Annotated in this window: 13 protein-coding genes, 1 other RNA gene and 1 pseudogene; 12 read left to right on the forward strand and 3 right to left on the reverse strand. The window is 67.5% G+C overall.

Annotation, left to right across the window (positions count from 1 at the left end; all coding sequences use genetic code 11):
* Positions 1-129: 129 nt before the first annotated feature.
* From ACFOOL_RS09995 to ACFOOL_RS10015, 5 genes are all read left to right on the forward strand, one after another.
* Positions 130-957 (forward strand): prephenate dehydratase, encoded by an 828-nt coding sequence (locus ACFOOL_RS09995; RefSeq protein WP_380096814.1) that lies wholly within the window; start codon positions 130-132, stop codon positions 955-957.
* A gap of 50 nt (positions 958-1,007) precedes the next feature.
* Positions 1,008-1,850 (forward strand): 2,3,4,5-tetrahydropyridine-2,6-dicarboxylate N-succinyltransferase, encoded by an 843-nt coding sequence (gene dapD / locus ACFOOL_RS10000; RefSeq protein ID WP_380096815.1) that lies wholly within the window; start codon positions 1,008-1,010, stop codon positions 1,848-1,850.
* A gap of 173 nt (positions 1,851-2,023) precedes the next feature.
* A complete protein-coding gene (gene dapE, locus ACFOOL_RS10005) occupies positions 2,024-3,178 on the forward strand; it encodes a succinyl-diaminopimelate desuccinylase (RefSeq protein ID WP_380096816.1) in 1,155 nt (384 codons plus the stop codon).
* Positions 3,175-3,717 carry a hypothetical protein gene (locus ACFOOL_RS10010; RefSeq protein ID WP_380096817.1) on the forward strand — a complete coding sequence of 181 codons (543 nt, stop codon included), beginning with the start codon at positions 3,175-3,177 and terminating at the stop codon, positions 3,715-3,717. The genes dapE and ACFOOL_RS10010 overlap by 4 nt, the downstream gene beginning before the upstream one ends.
* 16 nt (positions 3,718-3,733) lie before the next feature.
* Positions 3,734-4,303: a hypothetical protein gene (locus tag ACFOOL_RS10015; protein WP_380096818.1), complete on the forward strand. Its 570-nt coding sequence runs from the start codon at positions 3,734-3,736 to the stop codon at positions 4,301-4,303.
* Positions 4,304-4,611: 308 nt separating this feature from the next.
* Here ACFOOL_RS10015 and ACFOOL_RS10020 read toward each other — a convergent pair whose 3' ends face one another.
* Complete coding sequence (locus ACFOOL_RS10020) at positions 4,612-5,478, reverse strand: LOG family protein (RefSeq protein WP_380096819.1); 867 nt, start codon at positions 5,476-5,478, stop codon at positions 4,612-4,614.
* Between the two features lie 528 nt (positions 5,479-6,006).
* Between ACFOOL_RS10020 and ffs the strand changes: the two genes are divergently transcribed.
* The 4 genes and pseudogenes from ffs (at position 6,007) to recR (ending at position 9,233) form a co-directional block, all read left to right on the forward strand.
* Positions 6,007-6,102: signal recognition particle sRNA small type (gene ffs, locus ACFOOL_RS10025), an RNA gene on the forward strand.
* 118 nt (positions 6,103-6,220) lie between these two features.
* Positions 6,221-8,014 (forward strand): annotated as a pseudogene (locus ACFOOL_RS10030) (DNA polymerase III subunit gamma/tau); the annotation flags it as partial.
* The gene (locus ACFOOL_RS10035; protein WP_380096820.1) at positions 8,011-8,334 is read left to right on the forward strand and encodes a YbaB/EbfC family nucleoid-associated protein; all 324 of its coding nucleotides are present in this window, start codon (positions 8,011-8,013) and stop codon (positions 8,332-8,334) included. The pseudogene ACFOOL_RS10030 and the gene ACFOOL_RS10035, both read left to right, overlap by 4 nt.
* A gap of 302 nt (positions 8,335-8,636) precedes the next feature.
* Entirely contained in the window at positions 8,637-9,233 is a 597-nt protein-coding gene (gene recR, locus ACFOOL_RS10040) for a recombination mediator RecR (RefSeq protein ID WP_380096821.1), read from the forward strand.
* A gap of 20 nt (positions 9,234-9,253) precedes the next feature.
* On the opposite strand, the gene ACFOOL_RS10045 is transcribed toward recR, so the two are convergent.
* Positions 9,254-9,730 (reverse strand): hypothetical protein, encoded by a 477-nt coding sequence (locus ACFOOL_RS10045; protein WP_380096822.1) that lies wholly within the window; start codon positions 9,728-9,730, stop codon positions 9,254-9,256.
* A 67-nt stretch (positions 9,731-9,797) separates the two neighbouring features.
* A complete protein-coding gene (locus tag ACFOOL_RS10050) occupies positions 9,798-11,189 on the reverse strand; it encodes a DNA recombination protein RmuC (RefSeq protein WP_380096823.1) in 1,392 nt (463 codons plus the stop codon).
* 132 nt (positions 11,190-11,321) lie between these two features.
* Between ACFOOL_RS10050 and def the strand changes: the two genes are divergently transcribed.
* The 3 genes from def to truA all read left to right on the forward strand — a co-directional run bounded on the left by def (position 11,322) and on the right by truA (position 13,602).
* Complete coding sequence (def, locus tag ACFOOL_RS10055) at positions 11,322-11,837, forward strand: peptide deformylase (protein WP_380096824.1); 516 nt, start codon at positions 11,322-11,324, stop codon at positions 11,835-11,837.
* 101 nt (positions 11,838-11,938) lie between these two features.
* A complete protein-coding gene (gene fmt, locus ACFOOL_RS10060; protein ID WP_380096825.1) occupies positions 11,939-12,862 on the forward strand; it encodes a methionyl-tRNA formyltransferase in 924 nt (307 codons plus the stop codon).
* Positions 12,862-13,602, forward strand: coding sequence for a tRNA pseudouridine(38-40) synthase TruA (gene truA / locus ACFOOL_RS10065; RefSeq protein ID WP_380096826.1), 741 nt, complete (start codon positions 12,862-12,864; stop codon positions 13,600-13,602). Before fmt ends, truA begins: the two co-directional genes overlap by 1 nt.
* The last annotated feature ends 3 nt before the right edge of the window (positions 13,603-13,605 follow it).

Below are 13,605 nucleotides of genomic sequence, written 5' to 3' on the forward strand. Positions count from 1 at the left end.
GCAACAGGTCAAACCCCCTATGCGACAATTCCCCTCCGGCCCCCGGCGTTCGGGCCGTTCCGGGGCGCAGATTGACACCGGCGGGCCCCCGCGTCAAAACCCGCGGGCCAAAACAGCCACGGATCTTCCATGACCAAGACCATTGCCTTTCAGGGCGAAGCCGGCGCCTTCAGCCACGCCGCCGCCGCCAATGTGTTTCCCGGCGAGGAGTTCCTGGGCTGCGTCACCTTTGAGGAGACGCTGAGCGCCGTGCAGTCGGGCCGCGCCGATTTCGCTGTGGTGCCGGTGGAGAACTCGCTTTACGGGCGCATCACCGACATCCATCACCTCCTGCCCGAAAGCGGTCTCTACATCATCGGCGAGACCTATTTGCGGGTGGAAATGACCCTTCTGGGCGTGCCCGGCGCGCGCCTCGAGGATATCGCGGCGGTGCAGTCCCTGTCGGTGGCGCTGGGCCAGTGCCGCAAGTTCATCTCCGGGCGCGGCCTGCGCACCATCAATGCGGTGGACACCGCCGGCTCGGCCCGCGAAATCGCCCAGAAGGCCGACAAATCCGTCGCCGCCATCGCCTCGCGCTTTGCCGGCGAGATCTACGGGCTCGAGGTGCTGGCCGAAAACATCGAGGATGCCGACCACAACACCACCCGCTTTCTCGTGCTCTCGCGCGCCGAGCGGCCCGCCGCCAACCAGGGCCGGGTGAAGACCACCTTCATCTTCCGCGTCCGCAACGTGCCCGCCGCGCTCTACAAGGCCATGGGGGGCTTCGCCACCAATGGCGTCAACATGACCAAGCTGGAAAGCTACATGGTGGGCGGCGCCTTCACCGCCACCCAGTTCTATGCCGATATCGAGGGCCATCCCGACGATGAAGCGGTGCGGCTGGCTTTCGAGGAATTGAAGTTCTTCACCGACCGGTTCAGCATTCTGGGCGTCTATCCGGCCGCGCCCGTGCGTTGACACGCGGCCGGCGCGCTTTATTGTCCGCGCGGCCGCAACGAGGAACTGCCATGTCGCAAGCCCAGCTCGCCCCGCTCATCGACGCCGCCTTCGACAATCGCGCCGATATCGGTGTCGAGACGGGCGGCGAGGTCCGCGAGGCGGTCGAGGCGGCGCTCGAACTGCTCGACAGCGGCCGCGCCCGCGTCGCCGAGAAGGTGGATGGCGTCTGGCGGGTCAACCAATGGCTCAAGCGCGCCGTGCTGCTCTCCTTCCGGCTCGAGGCCAACCGGCCCATGAGCGGCGGGCCGCAGGGCTCCTTCTGGTGGGACCGGGTGCCCACCAAGTTCGCGGGCTGGGACGAGGCGGCCTGGCGCGCGGCCGGCTTCCGCGCCGTGCCCGGCGCCATCGTCCGCCGCTCCGCCCATATCGCCCGCAATGTCGTGCTGATGCCCAGCTTCGTCAATCTGGGCGCCCATGTCGGGGAGGGCACCATGGTCGACACCTGGACCACGGTGGGCTCCTGCGCGCAGATCGGCCGCAACGTGCATCTTTCCGGGGGCGTGGGCATCGGCGGCGTGCTCGAGCCGCTCCAGGCCGGCCCCACCATCATCGAGGACAATTGCTTCGTCGGCGCCCGCTCCGAGATCGTCGAGGGCGTGGTGGTGGGCGAGGGCGCGGTGATCTCCATGGGCGTGTTCATCGGCGCCTCCACCAAGGTGGTCGACCGCCAGACCGGCGAAATCCATATCGGCCGCGTGCCGCCTTTTTCCGTGGTGGTCTCGGGCAGCCTGCCCGGCAAGCCATTGCCCGACGGCTCTCCGGGGCCGAACCTCTACTGCGCCGTCATCGTCAAGACCGTCGACGCCCAGACCCGCGCCAAGACCGCCATCAACGAGCTGCTGCGCGACTAGAGCATCGGACCGAAAAGTGCGAAGCGGTTTTCGGACTGATCCGATGCGGTGAAAAAGATAGAGCATCGGACCGAAAAGTGCGAAGCGGTTTTCGGACTGATCCGATGCGACGATAAACAGATAGAGCGCCCGATCCGATTGCATCGGATCGTCCGGCGCTCCGGGAGACCCGCTTGGCCCTCGATCCGGTTGCCCTGCTCGAACGCCTCATCGCCTGCCCCTCGGTGACCCCCGCGGAGGCCGGGGTGCTCGACCTGCTCGAAACCGAGCTCACCGCGCTCGGCTTCGCCGTCACCCGGCTGCGCTTCGATGGCGACGGCTCCTATCCGGTCGACAATCTCTTCGCCACGCGGGGAGAGGGGGGGCGCCGCCTGCTGTTTGCCGGCCATACCGATGTGGTGCCGCCCGGCGACCCCGCCCTCTGGCGCTCCGACCCGTTCGTCGCGCGTCACGAGGCGGGCCGCATCCATGGCCGCGGCGCCGCCGACATGAAATCGGGCATCGCCGCCTTCCTCGCCGCCTGCGCTGCCCTGCCCCCCGAGGCGGGCACCATCCTTCTTGCCATCACCAATGACGAGGAAGCCGATGCCGTCAACGGCACCGACAAGCTGCTGCAATGGATGGCGCGGAACGGCCACGGCTTCGATTTCGCCGTCGTGGGCGAGCCCAGCTCCGCCGAAGTGCTGGGCGACAGCATCCGGATCGGCCGGCGCGGCTCGTTTTCCGGCGTGGTGACAATTGCCGGCACCCAGGGCCACGTCGCCTATCCGCACCGCGCCAACAATCCGCTGCCGGTGCTGGCCGCCATCGCCTCGGCCCTCGCGGCCGCCCCGCTCGATGCCGGCACCGCCCATTTCCCCGCCAGCAATCTGGAGCTGACCTCCATCGACGTGGGCAATCCCGCCGCCAATGTCATTCCCGCCGCCGGCCGGCTGCATTTCAATATCCGCTACAACGATCTGTGGACCCCCGAAACCCTCGCCGCCTGGGTGCGCGACCGCCTCGCCGCGGTGCCGGCCGGCGGCACCACGGTCGGTTTCGAGATTTCCGGCGTGCCCTCGCGCGCCTTCCTCTCGCCGCTGGGCGAGGACGTCGAGACGCTCGCCGCCGCCATCGCGGCCCGCTGCGGGCGGCAGCCGGACTATTCCACCGGCGGGGGCACCTCCGACGCCCGCTTCGTCGCCCTTTACGGCCCGGTGGTGGAATGCGGCCTGGTCGGCGCCTCCATGCACCGGGCCGACGAGCACGTGCTGGTCTCCGACCTTTTGGGCCTTGCGCAGATCTATGCCGATTTCATGCGGCGCTTCTTCGCGCGGGAGCCGGCATGACCATTCTCCGGGCGCTCCGCCAGGCCGTTTACGGCTGGATCATGCTGCTGCGCGGCGAGGCCGGCTGGCAGCAGCGGTTCCGCCTCGGACCCGCTGGGCTCTCGACGGCGCTGGTGCTGTTCTATCTCTGCGCCTTCCTCGCCATCGTCCTCGCCTCGCTCGAACTGGGCGTGCCCACGCTGCGGGGCGTCCTCGACATCATGCTCGTCCACACGCTGTGGCTGCTGGCGCTGGCGGCGGGCGTCTTCGGCATCCGCCGCGTGCTGCGCGATCGCGGCCCGGCGCTCGGCGTGCTGGTGCCGGGCGTCTATGCGCTGATCTTCTACCTGATCCTGGGGACGCTGATTTCCCTCACCCTCGGCCCGCTGCTGCCCCTGATATGGCTGGGGCTGGCCTTTCTGCTATACCGGCTGGGCCGGGCGGCCGGCGGCTGGGGGCCGGGCGCGTCGGCGGCTTTCGCGCTTCTCACCCTCATGCTGCTTGTCGGCCTGCCCCTGACGCTTTACATGCTAACTGCCCCCGCGCTTCCCGCCGCCTGAGACGAGACCTGTTGCCTTGGCCCAGCCCAACCAGACCTTTCCCCAAGAAGCCCTGAGTGCGGCTGCCGGCTGCTGGGCGCTGGTCCTGGGCCGGCCCGACGCGGCGCGCCACTTCGATTTTTCCCCGCGCGGCGTGCTGGGCAGCTTCATCGCCCTGCTGCTGGCGGTGGCCGTCAGCGTCTTCGGCCCGCAACTGCTCGGCGTTCCCGCCCCCGCCGGCGCCGCCACCAGCGCCGCCATCCTCGCCGCCCTGCTGTTCGCCCTGCAGCTTGGCGCCGCCTATTTCACCCTGCGCGCCATGGGCCGGCTCGACGGCTTCATGCCCTATGTGGTGGCCGACAACTGGGTGAACTTCTTCGTCTCCCTGCTCGGCACGATCAGCGTCGTGCTCCTGGGCGGCAGCGACATCATGCTGCTCGTCGTGGGCATTGTCAGCATCGTGGTCGAGGTCAACATCGCCCGCCGCATCGTCACCCTCGCGCCCATGCAGGTGGCCATCTTCATCGTCGTCCAGATCGCCGCGCAACTGGCCGGCCTGCTCCTGCTCGGTGGCCTCATGCTCCAAGCCATGCCCCCCGGCGCCTGAACCCGCGCCCGTGCACCGCCCCATCCCCTTTCGTCATTGCCGGGCTTGTCCCGGCAATCCATCTTCCGAGGCACCGCCTGGACCACCGGGACAAGCCCGGTGGTGACGATGGGAGAGGTGTGGGGCCGGTCCGAGGGCATCGTCGGTTAGGGATTTCCGTTGGTAAATCACCCCGAACCCCGGCTCACCTTCCCCGCCCCGTCCCCCTTTCGTCATTGCCGGGCTCAGTCCCGGCAATCCACCTTCCCGAAGCGCCGCATGGACCAATGGAACAAATCCGGTGGTGATGATCGGCCCCAAGCCGCCCCTCAGCCGCCGCGCCAGACCGGCTCGCCCATCAGCGGCAGGTTGTAATATTGGCGCACCACGTCCCAGCCTTCCTGGGCGGTATCCACCAGGGTGAACAGTTCGGGATCGGTGGGCGAGATGGTGCCGGCCTCGGCCAGCGCCTCCAGATTGATGACGCGGCTCCAGAAATCCTTGCCGAACAGCAGCACGGGCACGCTTTCCATGCGGCCGGTCTGGATGAGGGTGAGCGCCTCGAAGAATTCGTCCAGCGTGCCGAAGCCGCCGGGAAACACCGCCAGCGCCTTGGCGCGCAGCAGGAAATGGATCTTGCGCGTGGCGAAATAGTGGAAGTTGAAGGAGAGGTCGGGCGTGACGTAGAGATTGGGCGCCTGCTCGTGCGGCAGGACGATATTGAGCCCGATGGAGGGCGCGCCCATGTCGGCGGCGCCGCGATTGCCCGCCTCCATCACCCCCGGCCCGCCGCCGGTGACCACCACGAATTCCTTGAAATCGGTGGCCGCCGAGGTCTGCGCCGCCAGTTGCGCGAAGCGGCGCGCCTCGTCGTAATAGCGCGAGGCCGCCTCCAGATTGCGCTTTTGCGTCTCGTTGCGCGCCGCCCAGGCGGGCTTGCCCGGCTCGGGAATGCGGGCGCCGCCGAACAGCACCACGGTCGAGACGATGCCGTGCTGGCGCAGGCGGAATTCGGGCTTGAGATATTCGAGCTGGAAGCGGACGCCCCGCGTATCCTCGGAGGTCATGAACTCGTCGTCGGCGAAGGCCAGGCGATAGGCGGCGCTGCGCGTCTGGGGCGTGTCGGGCGCCTTGCGCGAAACGGCGATGTCCTGGCTCGACGTGCGCAAGGCGGTGCGGTGGCGGCGTTTGGCCAAATCGGTCTCCTCGGTCCTGGCCCCTAGGGCATAACCAGCCTCGGTGGATCGGGCAAGCAATCGGTTTGGTGCCGGCGCTGTGCGGCAGGCCAATCCAGCCCGACAAGGGGCTGTCGCACAGGAACTCGAACCCGAAAATGGCACCGTCGCCTTCCCCTCCCCCTTGAGGGCTTCGAACTGTCCCGTAGGGTCAATCGCTCCGGTGGAGCGATTGAAAGTGAGAGCTATGCTCGAGTGGCTGGGCCAGGGGTAGGGGTTTGGGATTGTCCGGTAGCTCATAAATCATCCCCTTCCCTGTCGTCATTGCCCGGCTTGTCCGGGCAATCCAGCTTTCGCCGCACCATCGCATGGACCACCCGAACAAGTCGGGTGGTGACGATGGAGGGGGTAGTTCGGGGCGGAAGCAGCGGTTTGCGCCGGATGCCATCCCCCCTGCCTCAAGGGGGAGGGAAGCAAAAGAGCCGGGAGCCTTGTGCCATCCGCCCCCGCCCCCTTGCCATGGCGGCGTTTTCTGCCCATATAGCCGTTGGGAGGTTGGCGCGGACGTGTTCCTCGCCAACCGGGTCAGGTCCGGAAGGAAGCAGCCCCAACGAGATCCTCACGGGTCGTTGCCAGCCTCCTGCCCAATCTGTTCAAAGATGGCATTTCACCAGGGCAAATCCTCTCGGGGCTTTTGCGGGCCGGGCCGTGTTGCCCTATGGTCGGGCCATGACTTCCGGCAGATTCCCCCAAAGGCCGGGTCCCGCAAGACCCGGCAAGGACAGGCAGCATGGCTGACACCCGCACCGCGCCCTATCTGGTGCTGGCGCGCAAATACCGCCCCCGCGACTTTTCCACCCTGGTGGGGCAGGATGCCATGGTGCAGACGCTGGGCAATGCCTTCGCCCAGAACCGCATCCACCACGCCTTCATCCTCACCGGCGTGCGCGGCGTGGGCAAGACCACCACCGCCCGAATTCTCGCCCGCGCCTTCAATTACGAGGACGAAAGCGGCCGCCATCCCACGCTCGATCTCGGGGTCGAGGGCAATCATTGCCGCGCCATCATCGAGGGGCGGCATGTCGACGTGGTCGAGATGGACGCCGCCTCCAATACCGGCATCAACGACATCCGCGAGATCATCGATTCGGTGAAATACGGCCCGGTCTCGGCGCCCTACAAGGTCTATGTCATCGACGAGGTGCACATGCTCTCGACGGCGGCCTTCAACGGGCTCCTCAAGACCCTGGAGGAGCCGCCGCCCTATGTGAAGTTCATCTTCGCCACCACCGAGATCCGCAAGGTCCCCATCACCATATTGTCGCGCTGCCAGCGCTTCGACCTGCGGCGCATACCCGCTGCGGTGATGACCGCCTATCTCGAGGACATTCTGGGGCAGGAGGGGATCGGCTTCGAGCCCGACGCGCTGGCCATGATCGTGCGGGCCGGCGAGGGCTCGGCGCGCGACAGCCTGTCCCTGCTCGATCAGGCCATCGCTCACGGCAACGGCGAGGTCTCGGCCTCGACCGTCAAGGCCATGCTGGGGCTGGGGGACCGGGCGCGGATCATCGACCTGTTCGAGGACCTGATGGGCGGGCGCGTCGCCGAGGCGCTCACCGCCCTGCGCGAGCTCTACGATCTGGGTGCCGATCCGCAGACGCTGCTGGCCGATCTGGCCGAATTCACCCATCTGGTCACCCGCATCAAGGTGGTGCCGGCCGCCGCCGACGACGCCGCCCTGACCCCGGACGAGCGCAGCCGCGGCACCGATCTGGCCGCCCGCCTCACCATGCGCGCCCTGACCCGCGCCTGGCAGATCCTGTTCAAGGGCAATGAGGAGGCGGCGCGGGCCGGCAACGCCTTGCAGGCGGCCGAAATGGTGCTCATCCGCCTCGCCTATGCCGCCGACCTGCCCGGCCCCGACGAGGTGATTTCCCGCCTCACCCAGCAGGGGCAGGCCGCCACCGTCGCGCCCGCCGCCCCGCCCGTTTCGGCCCCGCCGCCGCGCCTGCCCCCGGGCGGCTCGTCGGGCGGCCCCGCGGCCCTGCGCGTCGAGGCGGCGCGGCCGGCGCCGTCCGCCCCCGTGTCGGCCCCCATGCCCGCCGCCGTGCCGCAGGCGCTGGCCCAGCCGGCGCTCGCCAGTATTTCCAGCTACAAGGACCTGATCGCGCTGGCCGCGGCCAAGCGCGACGTGCTGGTCAAGCTGGCGCTGGAAAGCCAGATGCGGCCGATTTCCTTCGAGAAGGGCCGCATCGAGGTGGCGCTGGCCGATGGCGCCGATCCGGGCATCATCGCCACGCTGTCGGCGCGCCTGCAGAACTGGACCGGCGAGCGCTGGCTGGTGATGGTATCCACCCGCCCCCCGGAGGGGCTTACCATCCGGCAGGAAAAGGAGCAGCGCCAGCAGGAGGCGACGGCCGCCGCCCATGACGATCCGCTGGTCAAGGCCATAATCGAGACATTTCCCGGGGCGAAGCTGGTCAATGTGACGGTGCGCGAGGAAGCCGCCGCCGATCCGGACGGGCTGCCGCCGCCACACGAAGAGGACGACGAATGAAAGACATCATGGGCATGATGAAGGCCGCCGGCGAGATGAAGGCGAAGATGGAGGCCATGCAGGCCGAACTGGCCGAGCTGGTGGTCGAGGGCCGCTCGGGCGGCGGCATGGTCACCATCGCCCTGTCCGGCAAGGGCGAGATGCGCTCGATCAGCATCGATCCGGCGCTGCTCAAGCCCGAGGACGCCGGCATGGTCGAGGACCTGATCGTCGCCGCCTTCAACGACGCCAAGGGCAAGAGCGAGGCCGAGATGCAGCGCAAGATGGCCGAGGTCACCTCCGGCCTGCCGCTGCCCCCCGGCATGAAGCTGCCGTTCTAGGGCATCGGATCGTCCGGCTCCGGGGGTTTTGCCGCCCGAGGGAAACGCATATGCACACTGCCATCCTGCACCCCCATCCTCGCCGTCCTTCACGGTGTCATTCCCGCGCAAGCGGGAATCCCTGTTCGGCGGACGGAAGGGAAACGGAGCTTCCCGCTTGCGCGGGAATGACCCGGGGGGATGTTGCATCTTTCTTGTGAGGGGCTTCGCCGCAGCGCCGGGATGTCGCTCCGGCGTTACGGCCTGCACCGCAAAATGCTAACGATGTGCTGGCCTCGGCGCCAGAAAGGCGAACGCGAAAAATGGCTTCCGGCGGACCGGAGATCGAACAGCTGATCCAGCTCCTGGCGCGCCTGCCCGGGCTCGGCCCCCGCTCGGCCCGGCGGGCCGTGCTGCACCTGATCAAGAGAAAGGAGCAGCTCATGCTGCCCCTCTCGGCGGCGCTCGACCGCGCCGTCGCCGCGGTGCGCTCCTGCGAGGTCTGCGGCAATGTCGATACCGTCAGTCCCTGCTCCATCTGCGCCGATCCGCGGCGCGCCGAAAGCGGAATTCTCATTGTGGTGGAAGACGTTGCCGATCTGTGGGCGCTGGAGCGCGCCGGCGTCGGCCAAGTGCGCTACCATGTGCTGGGCGGCGTTCTCTCACCCCTGGACGGGGTGGGGCCGGACGATCTCAACCTCGATGGCCTCCTCGCCCGGGCCCCCGATTACGCCGAGATCGTCCTGGCCATGAACGCCACGGTCGAGGGCCAGACCACCGCCCACTACATCACCGACCGGCTGGCGGGCACTCCCATCAGGGTCACCCGCCTCGCCCATGGCGTGCCGGTCGGCGGCGAGCTCGACTATCTGGACGAGGGTACGTTGAGCCAGGCGCTCAAGGCGCGGACGGAAATCTGACAGCGATTCCAATCGCTTGCCTAATTCATGTCGTGGCGGAATTCCTCGCTGCCGGCCCATTCGTGGTCGTCATCGGCGGGGCCGTCCTCGTCGTCCTCGTAGAATTCCTCCTCGCCGATCAGCGCCTCGCGCGCCTCCACATCGTCGGGCGCGAGCGCGTCGAGATGATCCTGCGGGTCCCTGATCGAGGAGATGTCGAAATCGCCCGTCGCCTCGGCATTGTCCAGGTCGCCCTGCAATTGCTCGATGGCGCGGTCGATTTCCTCGAGCATGGCAGCCGGGTCGCGGCCGCCGAAATCGCCGCTTTCCCGGGCGATGGCCTCGGCCCGCATTTCCCGCAGCCGCGCGATGCGATCCTGTGCCGGGCGGTCGTCGCCGAACAGCAGGTCCTCGATTTCGCTCTGGCTATAGGGCTGGGCGATGCCCGGCGTGTCGGCATTGTCGAAGCTGGTTTCCTGCGGCACCAGACTGCCCGGATGGCCGTGATGCTGAACCATGATCGGTCTCCCTAAGCTGTTGCATAGGGAAGGAACGCATGAGGGCCGCGCCGGTTCGATCACCCTTTCAGGCGAGGTCCCCCGGTTCGTCCTTGACGAGGCGGAGCGCCGGCGGCTCGTCCTCGCCCCCGTCCCAGCCGGCGGGCAGGGCCTTGCTCGACTTGGCGCCCAGATCGCGCAGCATTTCCACCTGCCGGACCAGGCTGCCCCTGCCGGTGGCCAGTTGTCCCTTGGCGTCGTCATAGCTTTGCCGGGCACGCTCGAGATGGGTCTCGAGCTTGTCCATGCTGCCCAGAAACCCCGCCACCTTGTCGTAGAGCGCCCCTGCGCGGGCGGCGATCTCCTCGGCGTTCTGATGACGCTTTTCGATGTCCCAGACATTGCGCACCGTGCGCAGCACGGTCATCAGCGTCGTCGGCGTGGTCAGCATCACTCCCCGCCCCATCGCATATTCGACCAGTTGCGCATCGTGCTGGATGGCGGTGGCCAGCGCCGATTCGATGGGCACGAACATCATGACGAAGTCGAGCTTGCTCCTGGCGTGGCGCTGATAGGTCTTGTCGCCCAATGTCCTGACGTGATTGCGGATGGAGGCGATATGGGCCGCCAGATGCACGTCGCGGTCTTCGTCCTCTCCGGACGTATAGGCGGCGAAGGCGGTCAGCGAGACCTTGGAATCGATGATCAGCCGGTCGTCATTGGGCATCAGCACCTCGACGTCGGTGCGCACCCGCGCCCCGTCCTCATTGGTGTGGCTGGTCTGGGTGACGAACTGCTCGCCCTCGCGTAGCCCGGAGCGCTCGAGGATGGACGACAGGATCATCTCGCCCCAGGCGCCCTGGGCCTGGGAGTTGCCCTTGAGGGCGCGGGTGAGATTGCCGGCCTCGGTCTGCATCTGCAGGCTGGATTCGGCCAGCGCCCGGATCTGCTCCTTCATCGAGGCGCTGTCGCGCGCCAGTTCGCCCTGGAATTCCACCAGCTTGTCGTTGAGCGGCTTGAGCAGCGTATCGACCTGTTCGCGGTTCTGCTTGGTGAAGGTCTCGCTGTGCGAGCGCAGCACGTCCCCGGCAATGGCCTTGAATTCATCGGTCATCTGCTGGCGCGCTTCGGTGAAGCGCTTGAGATTGAGCTCGTTCTGGCGCGCCTGCTCGTCCAGCCTCGTGCGCATCGCCGCCAGCTCCGATTGCAGCCCCGTGCTCCGGTCGCGCTCCCGCTCGAGGCGCAATTCGAGCTCGCTTATGCGGGTGTCGCGTGCCGCGACCTGCTCGTGGAAGCCCGTGCGCAGCGTATCGATCACGTCCTGCCCCGCCGCCTCGGCACGCCTCTGATTGCCCCGCGCCCATTGCACCAGGAGGACGAGGGCGGCGAGCAGCATGATGGCGCCGCCGGCTATCAGCGCCATGGCCAGGGACACCGGCACATCGCCGAGGAAAAACACAATACGGTCGAGTTCGCTCATGCCGCCACTCTACGCCGATTCTCATGTTCGCAAAATGTTCCGATTCCGGCGAGATTGAACCGGCTTGCAGTTGACCGGCGGAACGGAAATAGCCATATCGGGGTCAATCCATTCTTCGCCGGACCTTCTGCCATGGCCATCCGCCCCATTCTGATCATTCCCGATGCGCGCCTGCGCGCCGTAGCCGACCCCATCATCGAGGTCGACGACGAGATCCGGGCGCTGGCCAAGGACATGCTGGACACCATGTACGATGCGCCGGGCATCGGCCTGGCCGCCACGCAGTTGGGCGTGATGAAGCGCATCGTGGTCATGGATCTGGCCGGTGAGGATGAGCCCGCTGCCCCGCTGGTGATGATCAATCCGGAAATCACCGGGTTCGGCGACGAGATGCAGGTGACCGAGGAAGGGTGCCTCAGCATTCCCGAGCTTTATTACGAGGTCGAACGTCCCAGCACGGTGACGGTGAAATATACCGATCTCGAGGGCAAGCAGGTCGATCTGGAGGCCGATGGCCGGCTCGCCGTATGCGTTCAGCACGAGATCGACCACCTCGATGGCGTGCTCTATATCGATTATCTGAGCCGCCTGAAGCGCGACCGGGTGATCAAGAAATTCGACAAGGCCGCCCGGCGCGCGGCCGGTTGATCCGGCTCCGGCGCGATCGCTGTCAAGCCGAGCGTCATCACCGGGCTTGTCCCGGGCAATGACGATGAAACAGAGTCTAGATCGCCAGAGGACATTTGGGCATGCGCGTCGTCTTCATGGGTACGCCCGAATTTTCCGTGCCGACGCTGACCGAGATCGTCTCGGCCGGGCATGACGTGCTGGCGGTCTATACGCGCGCGCCCAAGCCGGCCGGGCGCGGCCAGGCCGAGCGCCGCAGCCCGGTGCATGAAGCGGCCGAAGCCTTCGGCATTCCGGTCTTCACCCCCCGGTCGCTCAAGGGTGCGGCCGAGCAGGCGCAATTCGCCTCGCTGGGCGCCGAAGTGGCGGTGGTGGTGGCCTATGGCCTGCTCTTGCCTGCGCCGATCCTAGGGGCGCCAGAGCATGGCTGCCTCAACCTGCATGGCTCGCTGCTGCCGCGCTGGCGGGGCGCCGCGCCGATCCAGCGCGCCATCATGGCAGGCGACCGTCAGACCGGCATCGTCGTCATGCAGATGGACGAGGGGCTGGATACCGGCGCCATGGGCCCGACGGAAATCATCCCCATCGGCGAAAACATGACAGCGGGCGAACTGCACGACCAGATGATGCGGTTGGGGGCCGATTTGATGGGCCGGGCGCTGGCGGCGCTGGAGCGGGGCAGCCTCGATTTCACCCCGCAGCCGGCGGACGGCGCCACCTATGCGGCCAAGATCGACAAGGCCGAGGCACGGATCGATTTTTCCCGCGATGCGCAAAGCGTCCACGACCTGATCCGCGGTCTCTCGCCCTTTCCCGGCGCCTGGTTCGAGCTGGAACTGGGCGGCAGGAAGGTGCGGGTCAAGGCCTTGCGCTCGGCGCTGGCCGAAGGCGCGGGTGTGCCGGGAACCATTCTGGGTGGCGATCTCGTCATTGCCTGCGGCAGCGGTGCCGTGCGCCTTCTGCAGGTGCAGCGCGAAGGCAAGGGCGCCATGGATGCGGCCACTTTCCTGCGCGGAGCGGGAACGCTGCCCGCCGCATTGGCCTGATGCCGCGCTACAAGCTCACCCTCGAATATGACGGCACCCCGTTCTGCGGCTGGCAGCGCCAGGCCGAGCGGCTGAGCGTGCAGCAGGTGCTGGAAGAGGCGGTGGCGCGGTTTTCGGGCGAGGCCGTCACCAGCCAGGCGGCGGGCCGCACCGATGCCGGCGTCCATGCGCTGGGCCAGGTCGCCCATATCGACCTCGACCGCGACTGGGACCCGTTCCGCATCCGCGAAGCGCTCAACTATCATCTGCGGCCCCATCCGGTCGTGGTGATCGAATGCGACGGCGTGGGGGAGGATTTCGAGGCGCGATTCTCGGCCCTGGCCCGCCACTACGAATACCGCATCCTCAACCGGCGGGCGCCGCCGGCCATCGAGCGCAATCAGGTCTGGCACGTGCCGGTGCCGCTCGACGCGAAAAAGATGCACGAGGCGGCCCAGCTCATTCTGGGCAAGCACGATTTCTCCACCTTCCGCTCATCCGAGTGCCAGGCCAGCTCGCCCATCCGCACGCTCGACATCCTCGATGTCAGCGGCGACGGCGAGGTGATCGCCATTGCCGCCAGCGCCCGCAGTTTCCTGCATCACCAGGTGCGCTCCATGGTGGGGTCGCTCAAAATGGTGGGCGAGGGCAAATGGAGCCCGGCCGATTTCCGCGCCGCGCTCGACGCTGCCGACCGCAGAAGCTGCGGCCCCATGGCGCCGGCGGGCGGGCTTTATCTCATCGGCGTCGATTACCCGTAAGTC

The sequence above is a fragment of the Devosia honganensis genome (assembly GCF_042648785.1).
Classification (GTDB): Bacteria; Pseudomonadota; Alphaproteobacteria; order Rhizobiales; family Devosiaceae; genus Devosia; species Devosia honganensis.